The following is a 20,372-nucleotide window of genomic DNA, read 5'->3' on the forward strand; positions in this document are numbered from 1 at the left end:
GTGGAGGGTGGGCCCGAGGTCAACCAGCCGCGTGACCTCTCCCAGACCGTGACGTTGCCCTGCGGTGCGGGACCGACGATCGTGATCAACGGCGCGACGGTGCCGACGACGGCCACCGGCACGTTGCGGGATCTGCGGGATCTGCGGCCGCTGCGCTACCGCGCCTGCGTCCCCGCCCCGAAGCCCGGGGCGAAGACCACGGCGAGGGCGGACGAGGACCGCGTCGCTCTGCGCGCCGGCCCGAACGAGGTCTCGGCTCCGTTGGACCGGTTCGTCGTCGACAGCGTGATCCTGACCGGTGAACCGCCGCAGCGCCCCGCCGCCGCCGAGCCGCCCCGCCGGGCCCTGACCGTGCTCGGTTGGAACGACCAGCGCCGGTCGGTGGAGGTCGGGGCGGGCGGCGGCAGTTACCTGGTCGTACCGGAGAACGCCAACCCGGGCTGGCGGGCCACCCTCGACGGGGTCCGGCTCGTACCGACCCGGCTGGACGGGTGGAAGCAGGCGTGGTTCGTGCCGGCCGGCGCGGCTGGCCGGGTGGAGCTGGACTTCACCCCCGGGGAGCGGTACGCCCTCGTCCTGCGCGTCGGCGGGGGACTGCTGCTGCTGTTGGTCGTCGCAGCCCTGCTCCCCGCGCGTCGCCACCGACCGTCGTACCCGATCGTCCCGGCGACGATGCCCACCGCTCCGGTGCTCGCACTGGGGGTGCCGGCGCTGCTGGGGGGCCTGGTCGGGTTCGGCTGCGCCGCAGTGGTCGTGGTGCTGCACCGACGCCGGATGCCCAGCCCCAGCTGGATCTGGGTGCCGGCAGCGGTGGGGCTGGCGGCCTACGGGACCCAGCGCTGGTGGCAGCCCCGGATCTCCTCGGACCGGCTGGCCGATCTACTGGTCACGGTTCCGACCGGCCTGCTCCTCGTCGCGATCGCCGCCCTGGTGCTGCGCTTCCGCCGGGTCCGCGGGCGCTACGAGTCGCGCCGGGAGGGCCGGGCGCTCGGCTGGACCCGCCGCCTGCAACGCCGGCACCGGCGTCTGGAGCGGGGTGTCGGCCGCGACGATTCCGGGCCCGCGTCGGTTGTGCCGCCGCGCAAGGAATCTGCGCAGGCGCTGCGTCGGCCGCTCGATGAGGTAGTAGGTGGCCGCCGCGGCGGGGATGGTGAGGGCCAGCGTGAGCACGAGGAGCACCCAGAACGAGCTGTTCATCCGGGTGAACCCGATCAGGCGGAAGCAGACCTCGAGGGCGAGGAGGTGCCAGAGGAAGATGCCGTAGGAGATCCGACCGACGAACCTGATCACCGGCTGGTCGAGGAACGCCCGCGGCACCCCGCCCGCGCCCGGGCCGACGAGGGGGGCGATCAGGAACCAGGCGACGAGCAGGAACACCAGGTGCTCGATGGTCGACTCGATCGGCCTGGTGGGCTCGACCCCGCGTGGGCCGGCGATCGGCGTACTGGCGATCCACAGCAGCGCGCCGGCGATGAGCCACGACGTACCCGGGGCGAACGTGAAGACGCGCAGCCCGCGAGGCGTGGCGGACCACAGGTCCTCGTCGCCTCGCCCGGGCCCGCTCCCGGTCAGTCCGGCAAGGAGCACCGGGGAGGTCGTGCTCGGGGGCCAGGAGGCGAGCACGGCCAGCATGATGCCGATGCCGAACCAGTCGAGGAAGGCGGGTAGCCAGAGCACCGCGAGCCCCGGCAGTGGCGAGTCGGGGTTGTGCGCGTACGCGTTCCAGGTGAGGCCGGCGAGGACGAGCACGGCGCCGAGCGCCAGTTGGCGTCGGGCTCGCTGAAGCGGGGTCCGACCGCCCATTCGGCGACCGAGCACCGCTATCACCGGCAGCGCCAGGTAAAAAGTCGCCTCCGTAGCCAGGCTCCAGGTCTGTTCCATCCCGACCGGAAGTCGCAATGGCTGATAAATCTGTGCCAGAAGGAGGGGAACTGCCCAGTCCCAGACCGACCTGAGGTAATCGATGTTGAGCCACAGCAGTGCGACAACCGCCATTGCCCAGTAGCCGGGCAAAATACGCAGCGCGCGATGCCAGAGGTATCGCCGAACTGGCGGGTGCGCCTGCGAATGAATGGCGGCGTGCGCGAATGGCCGGTAGAGGAGGAAGCCCGACAGCGCGAAGAAGATCGCCACCCCGACATCCAGTCTGGCCAGCACACCTCCGAGGCGGGCGAACGAGTTGGTCAACCCGCTGAGAAAAGAGACGTGGTGGATGACGACGCACAGTACCGCTACCGCGCGAAGTCCTTCCAATGCCGGCAACCAACCATCCGAACGGACGGTATTTGACGCGGACTCGCCTACCTGTCCGTTGCTCGCGTCGGGTCTGACGGGTTGGCTCACAGTTCCTCAACATCCCATTTGGTGGGGTGGCCCCACGGCCACGTGCCACCGGAGTCGGTACGTCTTCCGAAGGCCGCGTCGGACCATATCCGAAATCGGCCCCGTCATGTACTGTCAGCCGCCAGTCGAGTCTTTACAAGGGGAGGAGTTACATGCGACCTACGTCGGGTGCCGTCTTGGTGGCGGCGGGCGCGTTCCTGATCGCCGGGGCGGTGGCGACGCCGTTGACCGTCGCGCCCGCTCTCGTCAAGGTGCCCCTTGATCAGAGTTCGGTGACGGTGTCGAAGGCCGAGAACGCGACAGTCTTCGACTTCCCCACCCTGTCGGAGCGCAGCGGGGTCAACCTCACAGCCCACCGCGCGGTGCGGGGCGATGTCGGGGCCGGCAACGATGACCGCGCGGTCTTCAACGTCGGCGTCCGGGTGATCGACGACGCCAGCAAGGCCGAGATCACTGTCAACACGGACCGGGTTGCCGTCGACCGGCGGACCGCCGAGGCGGTGGCCTGCTGCGCCGAGGACATCAACGGAACAGCCTTCAAGCACGAGGGGCTGACCTACACCTTCCCGTTCGGCACCGAGAAGAAGACCTACCAGTACTTCGACAACACCGCGCGCAAGGCGTACCCCGCCAAGTACGTGAGCACCGAGAAGTTGCAGGGCCTGACCGTCTACAAGTTCGAGATGACGGCCGAGCCGATCCAGATCAAGCAGATCGATGTCCCGGGCCGGCTGGTCGGCTCGACCGAGCCCACCGTGACCGCCGGTCTCTTCTACACCAACACCCGCACCCTGTGGGTGGAGCCGGCGAGCGGCGTCATCGTCAAGGGCCAGGAGAAGCAGGCCCAGACCCTGCGGGACGCGGCCGGCGCGGACAAGGTCAAGATGATCGACGCGACCCTCGCCTTCACCGAGGACACCCAGAAGCAGCAGGCCAAGGTTGCCAAGGATGCGCGTGACCAGATCAACCTGCTGACCACTGTGGTGCCGATCGTCCTCGGACTCGTCGGCCTCGCCCTGGTCCTGCTCGGTCTGTTCATCATCATCCGGGCTACCCGCCGCAGGTCCGACGCGTCGCCGGTGGCCGCCGACGACCGACCGACGACCGACCTGCCGGCGCAGGCGTCCTCGGAGCCGGTCGAGGAGACCACGGCGCCGACCGGGGGCCGGCACGCCGTGGAGCGCAGCGAGCCGTAACAACCACACCACCGCACCACCGCACGCCGACCTGAAGGGCCGGCCGACCTCCGGGTCGGCCGGCCCTCGCGTCTCAGGCCTGCTGGTCGCGCCGCACGGCGTAGCGGGTGCACACCCAGTCTTCGGTGTACGGCAGGTCGGGGCGCTGCCCGACGATGTGCCCACCGTGCGCCGCCACCAGCCGCACCATGTCGGCGTCCGGCACGGCGGTCATGCTCATCGGCGCCGGATAGCCCAGCAGCCGGCGCTGCGCCCAGCTGATCAGCCGGAACGGCACGACCTGCCAGATGAGGGCCTTGGCCGTACGCGCCGGCTCCGTCGGCAGCCCCACGACGGCGATCCCTCCGGGTCGCAGGACGCGCAGGAACTCGGCGAGGTAGCTGTCGATGGCGGGCCGCGGCAGGTGTTGCAGGACCAGGGCGCTGTAGACGAGATCGAAGTGGCCGTCGGGGAACTGGCTCAGGTCCGGTGCGTCGTTGAGGACGAAGCGGATGTTCCCGGCACTCCGGTCCAGTTGTCGGGCGGTCTCCAGCATGGGTGGCGCGATGTCGACGCCGACGACCTCGTCGGCGTGCGGGGCGAGCCCCTGCGACAGCCGCCCGGCGCCGCAGCCGAAGTCGAGTACCCGTTCCCAGCGGGTGGGCAGCCCGAGCTGGCCGAGCCAGGTGGCCGTCTCCTCGACGTCGGCGCGACCCGTGGCCAGGAACTCGTCCACGTCCCACCGGCCGCCCCGCTTGCCGGGTTGAACGAGCACGGCCCAGAGCGGATCCTCGGCGCCCAGCTTGGTCCAGTCGCGTCGTACGTCGTTCAGATTCACGCCGAAACCCTAGGGCATCCGGGCGTCCTGTCGGCGGGGATGTTCGGACCGGGAGGCCCCAGCCGAACGGCTCGCCTGACCTGGGAACTTTACATCCGTTACCTGATTGTAATCCGTCGATGCATTGCTCACTCTGGGTCGCGCTGACTAGTCCTTATGCGACATCTGACAGGCTTGTGGATATTTTGCGACGCCCTCGACGAGAACGCTTCGTGACATCGCTCTACCTCTGGGTCGCCCTCGTGTTACCACCGAGTAATCGGGGGGTTGTGAGCTGTGCCGCGCCGGGTGCACGATCAAGCTCGATCGTTACCCGCCGGTAATAGATGGCGGGCGCTGCGTGGGCCGCCGCGAACGGCCGCCGCGCCCATCCACCCGCAGGAGGAACCCGTGCAGGATCGGTTAGACAACCAGGGTCGTGTCCGGTGGCGTCGATTCGCCGCCATGATGGTGCCCGCCACGGCCGCTGCCGGAGCCATCCTCTTCGGCATGTCGACAGGCGCGATCGCGTCCGACATCACGGTCTCGGGTCAGACCTTCAAGATCGGCGCCGAGCGGCTGGAGGGCGACGGCTTCAAGCAGTACGGCGGCATCGTCCGGGAGAAGGGCGAGGACGGAAAGGCCGGCCAGGTCCGCCCCGTCGCCCTCTCCGAGATCAGCAGCGCCGAGCTGTACAAGCTCTGCCAGTCGGTCCGCGCCGACCTCCCCGGTCTGCCGGTGGTGCTCACCATCAACGCCGGCGACGGCAAGGAGCCCGCCCGGGCGAAGGACCTGCTCATCGCGATGGACTCGCTGGGCGGCAACGCGACCTTCACCAACATCAAGATCGGCCGGGACGCGACAGACCTGAACCCGACGGCGCAGGCCGGATCGTTCGGTCAGAACTCCGATCACGTCACCATCACCAACCTTGAGCAGGTGTCCCGCTACACCACGGCGGCCACCTTCAACCTGGTGGGGCTGAAGCTGAAGGTCAACGTGGGCGACGACGCCAAGGGCAAAGAGTGCTTCTGAGGTGAGGCCCGCGGTGGTCGACCACCGCGGGCCAGCCCGTGTCCCCGTCCCCGCTCCGCCAGGAGGAGTACGTGACAACCACCAACCCGGCTCACGCCCGGCCCGGCGGTACGACGGCTCAGGTCTGGCGGAGCTTTCGCCGCTGGCAACGGAGTCGCCCGTTCTGGGGTGGCCTTCTCACCGCCCTGGCCGGGGTGGAGATGTTCGCCTCCACCCGGATGACGCTCAACGGGCTGAGCTTCCACAGTGGCGCCACCGGTCTGCTCTCCCTGCTCATCCCGGTCATCCTGGTGGCCTGTGGTCTGCTGCTCTGGTTCACTCCGGCGCAGCGGCTGTTCTACTCGATCGTCGCGGCGGTCACCGCGGTCTACTCGCTGATCGGGCTCAACCTCGGCGGCTTCTTCGTCGGCCTGTTGCTCGGCATCGTCGGTAGCGCGCTGGCCTTCGCCTGGACGCCGACCAGCCCGCCCCCGCCAGCGACGGCCGTAAAAGACGAGCCCACCGCCGAGCAGCCCACCGCCGAGCAGGTCGATGCAGAGCAGGACGTCCCCGCGCAGGACGTCCCCGAGCCGGTCACTTCTGAGCCCGTCGCTTCCGAGCGCGCCGTCCCCGAGCAGGTCGCTCCTGAACAGGTCGTCCCCGAGCGGGTCGTCCGGGAGCGGCAGCCCATTCCGGAGAGGGGGTTGGCCGACGCGGGCCCGCCCCCGAAGTGGCCGGGACGGTCGACCGATCCGCGGGCGCTCGGCATCATCCTGGTGGTGCTGGGCCTCGCCGCCGTCGGTCTGGCCGTCCAGCCTCGAGCGGTGCAGGCCGCGCCGAGCCGCCCCACCACCACCGCCTGTCCCACGCCGTCCCGGACGGCCACCCCGTCGCCCAGCCGCAGCGCGGCCACGCCGACACCCACGCCCAGTCCGGAGCAGCGTCGGGGCCTGATCGGCGACATCCTGCACGGGATCGGGGACCTGTTCACCGGCGGGGGCCGTCAGGAGAGCCCCTCGCCGTCGCCGAGCCCAAGCGTCCAGCCGAGCGGAACACCGACCACCCGCCCCGACCCCGGCACCTGCCCACCATCGCCCCCTGCCAAGCCGGGTTTACCCGGCAAGCCGGGTAAACCCGGCACGCCGGACAAGCCGGGCAAGGCGGAACCTGGCAAACTGCTGCCGCGCATCGCCGCCGACCCGAGCCTGCCGAAGGTCGCGCAGACGCCGTCCAAGCTCACCGGGTCCTCGGTCAAGATGACCGGTCTACGGTTCGACGGGATCACCGAACTGCGCACCGAGAACGGCAACCTCAAGGTGCTGAAGTTCAGCATGAAGCAGGCGGTCACCAAGAAATTCGTCCTGCAAGCCGACGGCCCATCGGGGCGCACCCAGCGGTACGCGACCGACACGCTTACCGTCAGCGGTGACGTGGCCTTCTACTCCACCCGGTTCGTCGGCAAGCTGCTCGGCCTCAAGCTCACCTTGACTCCGGAGCTGCCGTTGCCGGACGGCATCCCTGTCACGTTGCCCTTCGAGGTCACGTTCACCGACCCGGTGATCGACCTGGCGTACGTCACGAGCAACACACTTACCGCCGAGCCGGCGTTGGCGCTGAGTCTGACCTGAGCGGCGCGGTGACAGGGCTCCGGACGCCGACGGCTGGTCGTACCGCCGGCACCCGGAGCCCTCGCAGCCTCAGAGCCGGGCCAGCGCCTTGCGCAGCGGGTCGAGGCCCAGCGCGCCGAGGTCCAACGCCTGCCGGTGGAACTCCCGCAGGTCGAAGTCGGCGCCCTTGCGGGCCTTGGCGTCCTCGCGGGCCTGCAACCAGATCCGCTCACCCACCTTGTACGACGGCGCCTGCCCCGGCCAGCCCAGGTAGCGGTTCAGCTCGAAGCGCAGGTTCTCGTCCGGCACCCGGCAGTGCGCCCGCATGAACTCCCAGCCCAGCTCGGGCGTCCACCGCTCGCCCGGGTGGAAGCCGAACGGGTTGTCCTTCGGGATCTCCAACTCCAGGTGCATGCCGATGTCGACGATCACCCGGGCGGCGCGCATCGCCTGGCCGTCGAGCATGCCCAGCTTGTCGCCCGGATCCTCCAGGTAACCCAGCTCGTCCATCAGCCGCTCCGAGTAGAGCGCCCAGCCCTCGCCGTGCCCGGAGACCCAGCAGAGCAGCCGCTGCCAGCGGTTGAGCAGGTCGGCCCGGACGGCGGTCTGCGCCACCTGAAGGTGGTGACCGGGCACGCCCTCGTGGTAGACCGTCGTCACCTCCCGCCAGGTGGAGAAGTCGGTGATGCCCTGCGGCACCGCCCACCACATCCGGCCCGGCCGGGAGAAGTCCTCGCTCGGGCCGGTGTAGTAGATGGCCCCGTCACTTGTGGGTGCGAGGCAGCACTCGATCCGGCGGACCTGCTCCGGGATGTCGAAGTGGGTGCCGTTCAGCTCGTCGATCGCCTTGTCGGCGAGCGTCTGCATCCAGTCGCGGAACGCCTCCTTGCCCTGGATCGTCCGCGCCGGGTCCGCGTCCAGCGTGGCCACGGCCTCGTCGACAGTCGCGCCCGAGCCGGCGATACGCCCGGCCACGACCCGCATCTCCGCCTCCAGGCGGGCCAGCTCGGCGAAGCCCCAGGCGTACGTCTCGTCCAGGTCGACCTTCGCGCCGAGGAAGTACTGCGAGGCGAGTTCGTAGCGCTCCCGGCCGGCGGCCTGCTTGTCCCGCCCGTGCGGGGCCAACTCGGCACGCAGGAACTGCCCGAACTCGGCGGTCGCCGCGGTGGCCGCCGCCGCGCCCCGGCGCAGCTCGGCGCCGAGCGTGCCGTCCGCGCCCAGCCGTTCGACGAGGCCGTGGAAGAAGTTGTCCCCGGTCGGGTCGGTCCAGGTGTCGCACTGCTTGGCCACCTCGGCGAGCTGCACCTTCGAGCTGACCCGCCCGTCGGCGAGCGCCTCGCGCAGCGTGGTCTTGTAACCCTCCAGCGCGCCGGCGAGGCCGTTGAGCCGGGCGGCGATGTTGGCCTGGTCGTCGGCCGTCGCGGTAGGCATCAGGTCGAACACCATGCGGACCTCGTGCAGCCCGCTTTCGATCACGCTGATCTCGCTCGTCGTCTCGCCGGCCTCGTAGCGGGCCAGGTCGAGGCCGAGTCGTTCCTGCATGGCCTCCTTGGCGGTGCGTTCCGCCTCGGTGTCCGGCTCGGTCACCTCAAGTTCGGAGAGTGTGCGGCGGGTGAGGTCCGCCTTGGCCCGGTAACCCTCAGGCGAGAGGTCGTCGAGCTTGTCGTCATGGCCGGCGATGCCGACGTAGGTCGCGCCGGTGGGGCTCAACGGCGCCCACTCGGCCACGTAGCGGTTGGCGAGTTCATCAATTCGTCCCACGGTGCGACACTACGTGACCATCCCACCTGGATGTCGACGACGTTTGTCGTGTTCAGGCAGCAGATCCAGAGTGCGGAAAGTCGCGGGACTTTGTCGTACCCGTCCGGCAGAGTGTCAGGGGTGACCACCGACATCGCTCCTGACAAGGCACCGTTGCGTGCCTGGCTGCCGGGCTTCTTCGCCCTCGCCGCCATCTGGGGTTCCAGCTTCCTGTTCATCAAGGTCGGCGTGGCCGAGCTGCACCCCGTCCAGCTGACTCTCTACCGCGTCGTCGCCGGCGCGCTGACCCTGCTGGTCGTCCTCGCGGTGCTGCGCGACCGGCTGCCGCGCGAGCCCCGGGTGTGGGCGCACCTGTTCGTCGTCGCCGCGTTCGGCGTGGCCGTCCCGTTCACCCTCTTCGGTTACGGTGAGCAGCGGGTCGAGTCGATGCTGGCCGGCATCTGGAACGCGACGACGCCGTTGATCGTGCTGCCGCTCGCGGTGCTGGTGTTCCGCACCGAGCGGTTGACCGTGCGCCGCGCGATCGGCCTCGGGCTGGGCTTCCTCGGCGTGCTCGTGGTGCTCGGGGTCTGGGAGGGCATCGGCGGGGCGCACTTCGTCGGGCAGTTGATGTGCTTCGGCGCGGCCGCCTGCTACGGCGTCGCCATTCCGTACCAGAAGCGGTTCATCGCGGGCAGCTCGCACTCCGGCCTGTCGCTGTCCACTGCGCAGTTGCTGCTCGCCGCAGGCCAGCTCGCCGTCGTCACCCCGTTCGTCGCAGGGGTGCCGCCGCTGCCCACCGAGCTGTCGCCGAAGGTGGTGGCCAGTGTGCTGACCCTCGGGGCGCTCGGCACCGGGCTCGCCTTCGTCATCAACATGCGCAACATCCGGGTGGCCGGCGCGAGCACCGCCTCCACCGTCACGTACCTGATTCCGATCTTCGCGGTGCTGATCGGCGCGGTGGTGCTCGACGAGCGGCTCAACTGGCACCAGCCGGTCGGCGCGCTCATCGTGCTGCTGGGGGTCGCGGTCGCGCAGGGCCTGTTCGGCCGTCGCAAGCCGCGCCCGGTGGTCGGCGTCGGCGCACCAGCCACGCCCGCCGCCGAACCCGCCCGCAGGTGACCCCGACCGGGCCGCTGGTCAGGCCCGGTCGCGTGTCCACTTCACCAGTTGCTCGGCCGACCAGGTGTTGACCACCCGGTCGGCCGGGACGCCGCAGCGGGCCGCCCGCTCGCAGCCGAACCGCTGCCAGTCGAGCTGACCGGGCGCGTGCGCGTCCGTGTTGATCGCGAAGCGGCAGCCCGCCTCCAGGGCGCGGCGGATCAGCCGCTTCGGCGGGTCCTGCCGCTCCGGCCGAGAGTTGATCTCAACGGCGGTGTCGTGCTCGGCGCAGGCGGCGAAGACCGCGTCCGCGTCGAAGTCGCTCTCGTTCCTGGTCCGCGCCCGGTGCCCCCGATCACCCGGGCCGGTCACCCCCGCCGGCCGGGACGACACCATCCGCCCGGTGACGTGACCGAGAATGTCCAGGTGCGGGTTGGCGACCGCCGCCAGCATCCGGCGGGTCATCTTCGCCCGCTCGTCCTTGAGGCCGCTGTGCACCGAGCCGACCACCACGTCCAGCCGGGCCAGCAGGTCGTCGTCCTGATCGAGTGAGCCGTCGGCGAGGATGTCCACCTCGATCCCGGTCAGGATCCGGAAGCCCTCCGGCAGCGCCGCGTTGACCTGCGCCACGTGGTCGAGCTGCCGGCGCAGCCGCTCGGCGGTAAGCCCTCGTGCCACCGTGAGACGGGGCGAGTGGTCGGTGAGCACCAGATACTCGTGGCCCAGCTCCACCGCTGCCAGCGCCATCTCCTCGATCGGGGAGCCGCCGTCGGACCAGTCCGAGTGGGTGTGGCAGTCGCCGCGCAGGGCGGCGCGCAGCGCCGTGGCCTCGGCGTCCAGGTCGCTGCCCTCGGTCGCCACCAGCCGGCGCAGATACACCGGTTCCTCGCCGGCCAGGGATTCCGCCACACAGCGGGCCGTCACGTCCCCCACGCCCGCCAGCTCGGTGAGCGTGCCGTTGCCGGCCCGCTCGGCCACCTCGGCGGCCGGCAGGCCGGCCAGCGCCTTCGCCGCCGAACGGAACGCCCGCACCCGGTAGGTGGCCTCGTTCGCACGCTCCAGCAGGAACGCGATCCGGCGCAGGTCGGCAATGGGGTCCCGGGCGCTCATCCCACCGAACCTAGTGCGTACGAGCCGCGTCAGGGAGCCTTCGGACAGCCGTGTTCGCGCTGCCACGCGGTCACCTCGGCGGCGGGCTCCCGGTTGCCGCCGCGCCGCCACGAGTCCAGATAGCGCGCCGGCCAGAGCACACCGCGCCGGATCCACCACCCGTCCTTGCCCGTGCACGGCGGCGAGATGCCGAAGTGCACGTGACAGACGTTGTTGGCGTTGCCGGTGCGGCCCACCTTGCCGAGCTGCTGGCCGGCACGGACCCGAACCCCCGCCTCGACGCCGGCGCCGACCACACTCAGGTGCGAGCCGTAGTAGCGCACGCCGTCGTCGCCGAGCAGTGACACCGACAGGCCGCCGTTGTTCGGGCCCTGCGGCCCACTCTTGGAGTACCTGTCGACACGACTCACCTCCAGGACCTTGCCGTCGGTCACCGCCACGAACGGCTCACCGCAGTCGGCGAACACGTCAGTCGCCGGGTACGCCCCGTGCGTCGTGTGGTAATCCACGTTGTCGGCGCGTACCGGAAAGACGTGCCGGAGCCCGGCGCGGGGTGCGGTCGGCGACGGCCTGGCGGACGACGGCGTCGGGCTGGCCGGGCGTGTCGTCGGTGTGGCCGTCGGCGCCGCCGGCTGCTCACCGGTCTCCCAGACCGCCGACGACGACGGCGCGGCGCCGGTCGGCGGCACTCCCGGCCGGGTGGTCGCGCAGCCGGCGGCCAGCACCGGGGCGAGCAGCAACAGGATCGGGTACGCCGGACGCACGCGGCGACCGATCGTCGGCGAGGGCATTCGGTCATCCTGACAGACCGGTACCGTGGGCACGAGCGACGCGCGTGAGGGGAGGGCAGCCGATGACCATCGCCCGAGGAGACCCCGTCCCGGATCCCGGTCCCGCCCGCCCGGCGCCGCGTACCCCGTCCGGGCTCTTTCCGGCCGGGCCGCCGACCAGACCCACCTACCGCGAACCGCACCCGGTGACCGGCGGCGGTGTCGCCGCCGGAGGCGGCGCCGCGGCTGCCTGGCTGCTGCTGTTCGGGCTGCTGGGCACCGACGTCGCCAGGTACGCGTGGTGGACTGTGGTGGCCGGCCTGCTGGCGTGGCTGACGGCTCTGGTGCTGGTCCGCTACGGCGATCGCGGCGTGGCCACCGGGGTGGCCATCGTCACCGCTGGTGGTTGGAGCATCGCCGCCGCCGTGGTGGCGGTCCGCTGGGCGACCAGCGGTGACTGGCCGATGTGGTGAGCGTGTTCCGACCGGCCCGGATCCGGCGGCGGACGACTGCGGCGCGTGCCCGGTTGGCTGCGTAGCGAACGCCGTCTTGACGTGGCTGTCGATACTCGGCACCCTCGGCACTATGGCCTGGACCACCCCGCGGCAGGACCCGGATCGCAACCGCCGCCGCCTCCAGTTGCTCGCCGAGTTGGCGGGCGCTCGGGCGGTACGCCAGCGCAGCCGGCCGCAGCGACAGCGCACCGAGCGTCTGCGCCAGCTCATCGCCACCCGCCGTCGGGTAGCCGGCTGATCCGACTTTGTCAGGTTTGGCCGGCGTCTCGGGGCGTTGACCGGTCGCCCGCCGACCCGACCGGCTAACGTGCACCCTTGACGAGTCGGCGCTGTGCCGAGGGCTTTTGGGGGAACCGTGTCGTACTTCGCTGCGGCCGTGGTGCGTGACGACAGTGGCTGGACCGCCGCCGAGGTCAGCCTGCGGGGCGCCACCGACATCGATGAGGTCGCCGACCGGCTGCGCGACGTCGACCAGGAAGCCGACGTGTCGCTGCTGTTCGTCGAGGCCGACGACGCGTACCTGGTGATCCTGCGTCTCGACGAGGGCGAGGATCTGCGGGTGTTCGGCTCGGACTCGGCGTTCGCCGAGGAGTCCCGGCTCGGTCAGCTGCTGGTCGGTGACCTGAAGACGTCCGTGACCGGGCTCGACGGCGACGACGAGCCCCGCCCGGCCGCCGGCGGCGACGACGAGAGCGAGCAGCCCGCCGTCGATCCGGAGGCCGATCCGGTGGGCGACGCCGACCTGCTGGCCAACCTGGGCATCTCCGCGCAGAAGCTGCTGACGCTCTGCGCCACCGAGGGGATGCTGCCGGCGGACGTCACCGCCGAGATCTGCGAGGTGCTCGGCTGCGCCGACGAGGTCGAGGAGCTGCGTGAGGTCTGACCCCGCCGGGTCGGCAGCACACGGTGGGACCGTCCCCGCGGGCGGCGCGGAGCCGGCCGACGCCACCGATCCGTTGTTGGAGACGATCCAGCCGGGGCAGCCGACGCCCGGCGCTGTGGGTCGAGCTGGCCCCGGCGCGCACGAGCAACTGGCCGACCCGGGCGACCTCGGGCGGCGGCAGCGGCACGAGCTGTGGATGCGCCGGGCCCTGGAGGTCGCCGTCACCGGCCCGACGGCCGACGACGCAGGCCCGGCCGACGTGGACGACGTGCCGGTGGGCGCGGTGCTCTACGGCCCGGACGGCACCGAGCTGGCGATCGGGCGCAACGAGCGGGAGTTGACCGGCGACCCCACCGCCCACGCCGAGGTGCTGGCCCTGCGCCGTGCGGCCGAGCGCACCGGCCGGTGGCGACTGGACGGCTGCACCCTGGTGGTCACCCTGGAGCCGTGCACCATGTGCGCGGGCGCGCTGGTGCTGGCCCGGATCTCCACAGTCGTCTTCGGCGCCTGGGAGCCCAAGACCGGCGCGGCCGGCTCCCTCTGGGACGTCCTGCGCGACCGCCGGCTCAACCACCGCCCCGAGGTCTACGGCGGCGTGTTGGAGACCGAGACCGCAGCCGTCCTGCGCGCCTTCTTCCGCTGAGGCCGCGCGGCCTCTCCCGGCCGCCGCTGGCGGTCGCGTGGCCGGGAGAGGCGGCTCACGCAGCCAGTGTCCCCGGCCGCCGAACCGCGGGCTGCCAGGCCACGCGCGGCTGTGTCGGGTGGTCACGGTGGGGGCAGGGTCACCGTGACGGTCAGGCCACCGCCCGCGCGGGGCTGCGCGTCGACGCTGCCGCCGTGGGCACGCGTCACGGCCCGGACGATCGACAACCCCAGGCCGAAACCCCGGGCACCCGCGACCCGCTCCCGGGACAGCCTGCGGAACGGCTGGAACATGGTCTCCACGTCGTAGCCGGCGATCACCGGGCCGGTGTTCGTCACCGTGAGCGTGGGCCGGCCTCCGACGAGCCCGGTGCGCACCTCGACCCAGCCGTCGGTGGCCAGGTTGTGCCGCAGCGCGTTCTCCACCAGGTTGAACGTGAGCCGTTCCAACAGCACCGGGTCGCCGCTGGCCGGGGCCGGCGCGAGTGACAGGTGCACGGGCAGGTCGGGCGCCTGCCTGCCGGCCTGGTCGGTCACGTGCGCGCAGACCTCGGCCAGGTCGACAGGCGTACGGTCGGTCAGCTCGTTCTCCGAGTCGGCCAGGGTCAGCAGGCCGTCGATCAGCCGCTCGTGCCGCTCGTTGACCGCCAGCAGTGACTCGCCCAGCCGGCGGGTCTCCGCCGACGCGTCCGGACGGGTGATGGCCAGCTCCACCAGCGCGCGGTTGAGCGCCAACGGCGTACGCAACTCGTGCGACGCGTTCGCCACGAACCGCCGCTGCCCGTCGAACGAACGGTCCAACCGTTCCAGCATCTCGTCGAACGTGTCGGCGAGTTCGCGGACCTCGTCGCGGGGGCCGACGAGGGCGATCCGCTCGTGCAGGCCCCGACCGGCGGTGTCCGCGCCGGCGATCCGCCGCGCGGTGTCGGTGACCTGGTGCAGTGGCTGCAACGCCCGGCCCGCCAGCAGCCAGCCGAACGCGATCGCCGCCGCCGAGACCACGACCAGCGCGATGCCGCCCTGGGTGAGCAGCGACTCCAGCGCGCTGCGTTTCGCCTCGTCCTGCGCCTGTTCCACCAGGGACCGCAGCATCTCGATGTTCTGCCCGTTACCCGAGCTGGGAGTGGTCACCCCGACCTTCGGCAGGTCGCGCAGGCTCACCCCGAACGGCTGCGGCATCCGCTGGTCCACCAGCACGTACGTGACCGCGAGCAGGACGATGCCGGCCAGCAGGAACAGCCCGCCGTAGATGAGGGTGAGCCGGGCACGGATCGTGAGGCGTTTCATCGGATCCGGTACCCCGCTCCCGGCACCGTCTCGATCACCGGTGGGTCGCCGAGCTTGCGGCGCAGCTTCATCACCGTCACCCGGACCACATTGGTGAACGGGTCGATGTGCTCGTCCCAGGCACGTTCCAGCAGGTCCTCGGCGGAGACCACCGCGCCGTCGGCGCGCAGCAGCTCGACGAGTACGGCGAACTCCTTGCGGGACAGGGCCACGTGCCGGTCGTCGCGGCGTACCTCGTGGCGGGCCGGGTCGAGCTGGATGCCGGCGCGGCGCAGGGTCGGAGGCGCGGCCGGGCGGGCCCGGCGCGTCAGCGCGTGCACCCGTGCCGACAGCTCGACCAGGGCGAACGGCTTCGTCAGGTAGTCGTCCGCCCCGAGCGCGAGCCCCGCCACCCGCTCCCGTACCGCCGCCGCGGCGGTCAGCATCAACACCCGGGTCTCGCCGCCCGCATCCACGATCGCCCGGCACACGTCGTCGCCGTGCACCACCGGCAGGTCCCGGTCTAGGACCACGACGGCGTACTCGTTGACACCGAGCCGTTCCAACGCCGCGTCGCCGTCGTACGCCACGTCGACCGCGAACGACTCCCGGCGCAGCCACTCGGCGATGGCGTCCGCCAGCACGCTCTCGTCCTCGACCACCAGCACTCTCACGTGTCCATGGTCCCCGGGGCGCGGTAACTGCGGCATAACCGCGCACGGTTACGCCCGGGATACGCGCTCTGCCGTGCACTGGGTCCGACGTCCGGCGAGCCACGCCGGACACCAGCGGAGGTGAACACCATGCGACGACAGGTGCTCGTGGTGCCCGTCCTGCTCGCCCTGGCGCTGGCCGGGTGCCGTGCGGGAGGCGACGACGGTGGCGGGGTCGCGACGGCCGGCGGCGCGAAGACCGTCGCCTCGGCGAGCGCCGCCGGGGTCGGCGACTCGGAGCGGCAGCTCGACTTCGCCCGGTGCATGCGCGAGAACGGGGTGGACATGCCCGACCCGGAGCCGGGCGGTCGCCCGGGGTTCCGCTTCGGCGCGGACGTCGACCAGCAGAAGGTCCAGGCGGCCATGGAGAAGTGTCGCGACAAGCTGCCCAACGGTGGGCAGGGCCCACAGCTCAACCCGGAGCAGGCCGAGCAGATGCGCACCCTGGCCAAGTGCATGCGGGAGAACGGCGTACCGGACTTCCCGGACCCGGACGCCGACGGCCGGATCCAAATTCCGAAGGCCGGCAAGGCGTTCGACATCGGTGATCCGACGATGAAGGCCGCGCTGGAGAAGTGCCGGCAGTACGCGCCGCAGTTCGGAGGCGGACGGTGACCCGTGGCGTCCGGCGTTCCCGGCTGCGTGCCGCCGTCGCCGGCGGCGTCGTCCTGCTGGTCGCCGCCGTGGGCGCGGTCGCCGCGATCGGCTTCGGTGGCGGTTCCACCGGAGACGCCGCCGAGGCCAGCGCGCCGACGGCCACCGCCGTGATCACCCGACAGACCCTCGCCGACGCGCAGACCGCCGACGGCGAACTGGGGTACGGCACGACCCGCACCGCCACCAGTCGACTCGGCGGCACGATCACCGGGGTGCCGGCGACCGGGTCGACGGTGCGGCGCGGCAAGGCGCTCTACCTCGTCGACAACGAGGAGGTGGTGCTCCTCTACGGCGGGTTGCCCGCGTACCGGACGCTCACGCCCGGCGTGGAGGGTCCGGACGTCACCCAGTTCGAGCGGAACCTCAAGGCGCTGGGCTACACCGGGTTCACGGTCGACGACGAGTACACCGGCGACACCGCCGACGCGGTCCGTGACTGGCAGGAGGACCTCGGCCTGCCCGAGACCGGCCGGGTCGAGCCGGGGCGCGTCGTGTACGCCGACGGCGAGGTCCGGGTGGAGAGCCACCAGGCCGACGTCGGTGCCGTCGCTCAGCCCGGTCAGGCGGTGCTGACCTACACCGGCACCAGCCGGGTGGTCACCGTCGACCTGGACGTGGACGACCAGCGGCTGGCCAAGCCGAAGGCGAAGGTGACGGTGAAGCTGCCGGACGGCCGGTCGGTGGGCGGCACGGTCAGCACTGTCGAGACGGTCGTCCAGGCCGGTGCCACAGGTGCCGACGGGCAGTCCGGCGAGGCCGAGACGAAGATCGAGGTGACGGTCGCCGTCACCGACCCGAAGGCTCTCGCCGGCTTCGACCAGGCCAGCGCCGACGTGACGTTCACCGCCTCGGAGCGGCGTGACGTGCTCACCGTCCCGGTGGCGGCGCTGCTCGCGCTCGCCGAGGGCGGGTACGGCGTCGAGGTCGTCGACGGCGGGGCGAGCCGCATCGTCGCGGTGACCACCGGGCTGTTCGCCGACGGTCGTGTCGAGGTCAGCGGCTCGGAGATCGCCGAGGGCATGACCGTGGTGATGCCGAAATGAGCGGTGACGTGATCGTCCTCGACCGGGTCGGCAAGCGCTACGCCGGCGGTGTGGTGGCGTTGAACGACGTCTCGTTGCGGGTCGGCCACGGCGAGCTGGTGGCCATCGTCGGCCCGTCCGGCTCGGGCAAGTCGACGATGCTGCACCTGATCGGCACCCTGGACCGGCCGTCGTCGGGCAGCGTACTCATCGACGGGTACGACGCGGCGAAGCTGACCGACCGCGAGCTGTCGGCGCTGCGGGCCACCCGGATCGGCTTCGTGTTCCAGCAGTTTCACCTGGCCCCCGGCGTCCCGGTCGTGGACAACGTGGCCGACGGTCTGCTCTACGCCGGCGTACCCCTGCGGAGGCGGCGCGAACGCGCGGAGGCCGCGTTGGTCCGGGTCGGTCTGGGCCACCGGCTCGGGCACCGGCCGCACGAGCTGTCCGGCGGCGAACGGCAGCGGGTGGCGGTGGCCCGGGCGGTGGTCGGCGAGCCGGCGGTGCTGCTGGCCGACGAGCCGACCGGCAACCTGGACTCCGCCTCCGGAGCCGGGGTGCTGGACCTGCTGCACGAGCTGCACCGGGCCGGCACCACTGTGGTGGTCATCACGCACGACCGGGAGATCGCGGAGAGCCTGCCCCGGCAGGTACGGATGCGGGACGGCTCGGTGCGGCACGATTCGGCCGCCGCGACGGCCCTCGCCACGGGCGGAGGCGTCCGATGACGACGGCCACGCCGGCGCGGCTCGTCCCGGCCCGGATGGGTCCGGCGGACGTTCTGCGGGTGGGCGGGGTTGGCCTGCGGACCCGCCCACTGCGGGCGTTCCTCTCCGCGCTGGGCATCGCGATCGGCATCGCCGCGATGATCGCTGTCGTCGGCATCTCCTCGTCGTCCCGGGCCGAGCTGGACCGCGCGCTCGACGCCCTCGGCACCAACCTGCTCACCGTCGAGCCGGGCAACACCCTGTTCGGCGCGGACGCGCAGCTGCCCGAGGAGTCGATCGCCATGATCGGCCGGATCGGCCCGGTCACGCAGGTGTCCGCCACCGGGCAGGTCTCCGACGCCAAGGTCTACCGCTCCGACCGGATCCCGGAGGCGGAGACCGGAGGCATCGCCACCCGGGCGGCACGACTGGACCTGCTCGGCACCGTCGGAGCCGAGCTGACCAGCGGCACCTGGCTGAACGAGGCCACCGCCCGCTATCCGGCGGTGGTCCTGGGTGCCACCGCCGCGCAGCGGCTCGGCATCACCACTGCCGATCCGCAGGTGCAGGTGTGGCTGGGCGGACGGTGGTTCACCGTCGTCGGCGTGCTCGCGGCCGCACCGCTCGCCCCGGAGCTGGACACGTCGGCGCTGGTCGGGTGGTCCGCCGCGACCGGTTACCTGGGGTTCGACGGGCACCCCACCACCGTTTACACCAGGGCGCGGGAGTCGCAGGTCGAGGCGGTGCGGTCGGTGCTCGGCGCGACCGCCAACCCGGAGGCGCCGAACGAGGTGGAGGTGTCCCGCCCCTCCGACGCGCTGGCCGCCGCCGAGGCGACCGACGCCGCGTTCACCGGGCTGCTGCTGGGCCTCGGGGCGGTCGCCCTGCTGGTCGGAGGGGTCGGCGTGGCGAACACCATGGTGATCTCGGTGCTGGAGCGACGGGCCGAGATCGGCCTCCGCCGGTCACTGGGGGCGACCCGCGGTCAGGTACGCACCCAGTTCCTCGCCGAGTCGCTGCTGCTCTCCGCGCTCGGCGGGATCGGCGGGGTGCTGCTGGGCATCCTGGTCACCTCGGGATACGCCCTGTCGCAGGGCTGGCCGACAGTGGTGCCGGCGTGGGCGATGCTCGGCGGGGTGGCCGCGACCCTGGTCATCGGTGGCTTCGCCGGCCTCTACCCGGCGGTGCGCGCCGCCCGCCTCGCGCCGACCGAGGCACTCGCGGCCGTCTGACCGCTGTGGCGGGGTCTGGGCTGGCGTGGCGTGGCTCGGGATGGCGTGGCGCGGTTTGAGCTGGCGTGGCGGCTCGGCCCTGGCGTGATGCCGAAGAGCGGTATGACTCAGAGGAATAAATATTCCTCTGAGTCATACCGCTCTCGGCAGTGACACCGCCCGCCGGGACGGGTCAGGCGATGATCGTGTCGAGCGCGATCTCGACCATCTGGCTGAACGTCTGCTCGCGCTCCTCCGAGGTGGTCTTCTCGCCGGTCTTGATGTGGTCGCTGACGGTCAGCACGGTCAGCGCGCGGGCCTTGAAGCGGGCGGCGATCGTGTAGAGCGCCGCCGACTCCATCTCCACCGCCAGCACGCCGTAGTCGGCGAGCGTGTCGTAGAGGTCCGGCCGGTCGGTGTAGAAGGCGTCCGCCGCCAGGATCGGGCCGACGTGCATGCTGATGCCGCGCCGCTCGGCCACCTCGACCGAGGTACGCAGCAGACCGAAGTCGGCCACCGGGGCGTAGTCGATCAGCCCGTCGAAGCGCATCCGGTTCATGTTCGAGTCGGTGGACGACCCGATCGCCGCGACCACGTCGCGCAGTTGCAGGTCGGTGCTGAGGGCACCGCAGGAACCGACGCGGATCAGCGTCTTCACGCCGTACTCGTTGATCAGTTCGTGGGCGTAGATGGAGGCCGACGGCATGCCCATGCCGGAGCCCTGGACCGAGACCTCGACGCCGTTCCAGCGGCCGGTGAAGCCCAGCATGCCCCGAACCGTCGAGTAGCAGGTCGCGCCCTCGAGGTAGGTCTCCGCGATCCACTTGGCCCGCAGGGGGTCACCCGGCATCAGGACCCGCTCGGCGATCTCGCCCGGCTTCGCGCCGATGTGCGTACTCATGGCAAAGATCCTGCCAGGCCGGCCCGGGCGATACCGGTTCGGCGTCCGAACCGGCGGTCCTGTACCCTCGTCGGCGGTGGCGTGTCCGAGCGGCCTAAGGAGCACGCCTCGAAAGCGTGTGAGGGTTAACGCCCTCCGAGGGTTCAAATCCCTCCGCCACCGCTCTGTAGTGCAGAAA

The 20,372-nt window shown here is 71.5% G+C and carries 20 protein-coding genes and 1 tRNA gene; 13 read left to right on the plus strand and 8 right to left on the minus strand.

All coding sequences use genetic code 11. From position 1 onward, the window contains the following. Window positions 1-879: 879 nt before the first annotated feature. Window positions 880-2,343: an acyltransferase gene (locus tag AB0B39_RS18595; protein ID WP_357575046.1), complete on the minus strand. Its 1,464-nt coding sequence runs from the start codon at window positions 2,341-2,343 to the stop codon at window positions 880-882. 152 nt (window positions 2,344-2,495) lie between these two features. On the opposite strand from AB0B39_RS18595, the gene AB0B39_RS18600 reads away from it, so the two are divergent. Next, a complete protein-coding gene (locus AB0B39_RS18600; RefSeq protein WP_357498664.1) occupies window positions 2,496-3,539 on the plus strand; it encodes a DUF3068 domain-containing protein in 1,044 nt (347 codons plus the stop codon). A gap of 73 nt (window positions 3,540-3,612) precedes the next feature. On the opposite strand, the gene AB0B39_RS18605 is transcribed toward AB0B39_RS18600, so the two are convergent. Continuing rightward, window positions 3,613-4,356, minus strand: a complete 744-nt coding sequence (locus tag AB0B39_RS18605; RefSeq protein ID WP_234583225.1) for a class I SAM-dependent methyltransferase — start codon at window positions 4,354-4,356, stop codon at window positions 3,613-3,615. A gap of 390 nt (window positions 4,357-4,746) precedes the next feature. Between AB0B39_RS18605 and AB0B39_RS18610 the strand changes: the two genes are divergently transcribed. Further along, window positions 4,747-5,370 carry a DUF6230 family protein gene (locus AB0B39_RS18610; RefSeq protein WP_357498666.1) on the plus strand — a complete coding sequence of 208 codons (624 nt, stop codon included), beginning with the start codon at window positions 4,747-4,749 and terminating at the stop codon, window positions 5,368-5,370. A gap of 71 nt (window positions 5,371-5,441) precedes the next feature. Continuing rightward, complete coding sequence (locus tag AB0B39_RS18615) at window positions 5,442-6,977, plus strand: DUF6114 domain-containing protein (protein WP_357574916.1); 1,536 nt, start codon at window positions 5,442-5,444, stop codon at window positions 6,975-6,977. Between the two features lie 69 nt (window positions 6,978-7,046). Here the strand turns inward: AB0B39_RS18615 and AB0B39_RS18620 are convergent, their stop codons facing one another. Then, window positions 7,047-8,717, minus strand: a complete 1,671-nt coding sequence (locus tag AB0B39_RS18620; RefSeq protein WP_357498670.1) for a DUF885 domain-containing protein — start codon at window positions 8,715-8,717, stop codon at window positions 7,047-7,049. Window positions 8,718-8,837: 120 nt separating this feature from the next. Here AB0B39_RS18620 and AB0B39_RS18625 point away from each other — a divergent pair, with 120 nt between their 5' ends. Then, window positions 8,838-9,818, plus strand: coding sequence for a DMT family transporter (locus tag AB0B39_RS18625; protein WP_357574917.1), 981 nt, complete (start codon window positions 8,838-8,840; stop codon window positions 9,816-9,818). An 18-nt stretch (window positions 9,819-9,836) separates the two neighbouring features. On the opposite strand, the gene AB0B39_RS18630 is transcribed toward AB0B39_RS18625, so the two are convergent. After that, window positions 9,837-10,907, minus strand: a complete 1,071-nt coding sequence (locus AB0B39_RS18630) for a PHP domain-containing protein (protein WP_234583230.1) — start codon at window positions 10,905-10,907, stop codon at window positions 9,837-9,839. Between the two features lie 29 nt (window positions 10,908-10,936). Then, window positions 10,937-11,698 carry a M23 family metallopeptidase gene (locus tag AB0B39_RS18635; protein WP_357498673.1) on the minus strand — a complete coding sequence of 254 codons (762 nt, stop codon included), beginning with the start codon at window positions 11,696-11,698 and terminating at the stop codon, window positions 10,937-10,939. A 62-nt stretch (window positions 11,699-11,760) separates the two neighbouring features. Here AB0B39_RS18635 and AB0B39_RS18640 point away from each other — a divergent pair, with 62 nt between their 5' ends. From AB0B39_RS18640 to AB0B39_RS18655, 4 genes are all read left to right on the plus strand, one after another. Further along, window positions 11,761-12,150 (plus strand): hypothetical protein, encoded by a 390-nt coding sequence (locus AB0B39_RS18640; protein ID WP_357574918.1) that lies wholly within the window; start codon window positions 11,761-11,763, stop codon window positions 12,148-12,150. A gap of 112 nt (window positions 12,151-12,262) precedes the next feature. Beyond that, entirely contained in the window at window positions 12,263-12,430 is a 168-nt protein-coding gene (locus tag AB0B39_RS18645) for a hypothetical protein (protein ID WP_167626078.1), read from the plus strand. A gap of 117 nt (window positions 12,431-12,547) precedes the next feature. Then, complete coding sequence (locus tag AB0B39_RS18650) at window positions 12,548-13,075, plus strand: tRNA adenosine deaminase-associated protein (RefSeq protein WP_234583233.1); 528 nt, start codon at window positions 12,548-12,550, stop codon at window positions 13,073-13,075. A gap of 196 nt (window positions 13,076-13,271) precedes the next feature. Then, a complete protein-coding gene (locus AB0B39_RS18655; RefSeq protein WP_357575047.1) occupies window positions 13,272-13,718 on the plus strand; it encodes a nucleoside deaminase in 447 nt (148 codons plus the stop codon). Between the two features lie 122 nt (window positions 13,719-13,840). On the opposite strand, the gene AB0B39_RS18660 is transcribed toward AB0B39_RS18655, so the two are convergent. Continuing rightward, the gene (locus tag AB0B39_RS18660) at window positions 13,841-15,004 is read right to left on the minus strand and encodes a HAMP domain-containing sensor histidine kinase (RefSeq protein ID WP_357498678.1); all 1,164 of its coding nucleotides are present in this window, start codon (window positions 15,002-15,004) and stop codon (window positions 13,841-13,843) included. Further along, window positions 15,001-15,657: a response regulator transcription factor gene (locus AB0B39_RS18665; protein WP_357498680.1), complete on the minus strand. Its 657-nt coding sequence runs from the start codon at window positions 15,655-15,657 to the stop codon at window positions 15,001-15,003. Before AB0B39_RS18665 ends, AB0B39_RS18660 begins: the two co-directional genes overlap by 4 nt. A 129-nt stretch (window positions 15,658-15,786) precedes the next feature. Between AB0B39_RS18665 and AB0B39_RS18670 the strand changes: the two genes are divergently transcribed. From AB0B39_RS18670 to AB0B39_RS18685, 4 genes are read left to right on the plus strand one after another with little or no spacing between them, the layout of a single operon-like run. Continuing rightward, entirely contained in the window at window positions 15,787-16,311 is a 525-nt protein-coding gene (locus tag AB0B39_RS18670) for a hypothetical protein (protein ID WP_357574919.1), read from the plus strand. Continuing rightward, window positions 16,308-17,396, plus strand: a complete 1,089-nt coding sequence (locus AB0B39_RS18675) for a peptidoglycan-binding protein (RefSeq protein WP_357498684.1) — start codon at window positions 16,308-16,310, stop codon at window positions 17,394-17,396. Before AB0B39_RS18670 ends, AB0B39_RS18675 begins: the two co-directional genes overlap by 4 nt. Next, window positions 17,393-18,103, plus strand: coding sequence for an ABC transporter ATP-binding protein (locus AB0B39_RS18680; protein ID WP_357574920.1), 711 nt, complete (start codon window positions 17,393-17,395; stop codon window positions 18,101-18,103). Before AB0B39_RS18675 ends, AB0B39_RS18680 begins: the two co-directional genes overlap by 4 nt. Further along, window positions 18,100-19,314, plus strand: coding sequence for an ABC transporter permease (locus AB0B39_RS18685; protein WP_357574921.1), 1,215 nt, complete (start codon window positions 18,100-18,102; stop codon window positions 19,312-19,314). Before AB0B39_RS18680 ends, AB0B39_RS18685 begins: the two co-directional genes overlap by 4 nt. 172 nt (window positions 19,315-19,486) lie before the next feature. On the opposite strand, the gene deoD is transcribed toward AB0B39_RS18685, so the two are convergent. Beyond that, complete coding sequence (gene deoD, locus AB0B39_RS18690; protein WP_030328147.1) at window positions 19,487-20,194, minus strand: purine-nucleoside phosphorylase; 708 nt, start codon at window positions 20,192-20,194, stop codon at window positions 19,487-19,489. Between the two features lie 75 nt (window positions 20,195-20,269). On the opposite strand from deoD, the gene AB0B39_RS18695 reads away from it, so the two are divergent. Beyond that, window positions 20,270-20,356, plus strand: a tRNA-Ser gene (locus AB0B39_RS18695). Window positions 20,357-20,372 lie beyond the last annotated feature (16 nt).

Origin of the sequence: Micromonospora sp. NPDC049114 (genome assembly GCF_040648635.1) — a bacterium.
Classification (GTDB): domain Bacteria; phylum Actinomycetota; class Actinomycetes; order Mycobacteriales; family Micromonosporaceae; genus Micromonospora.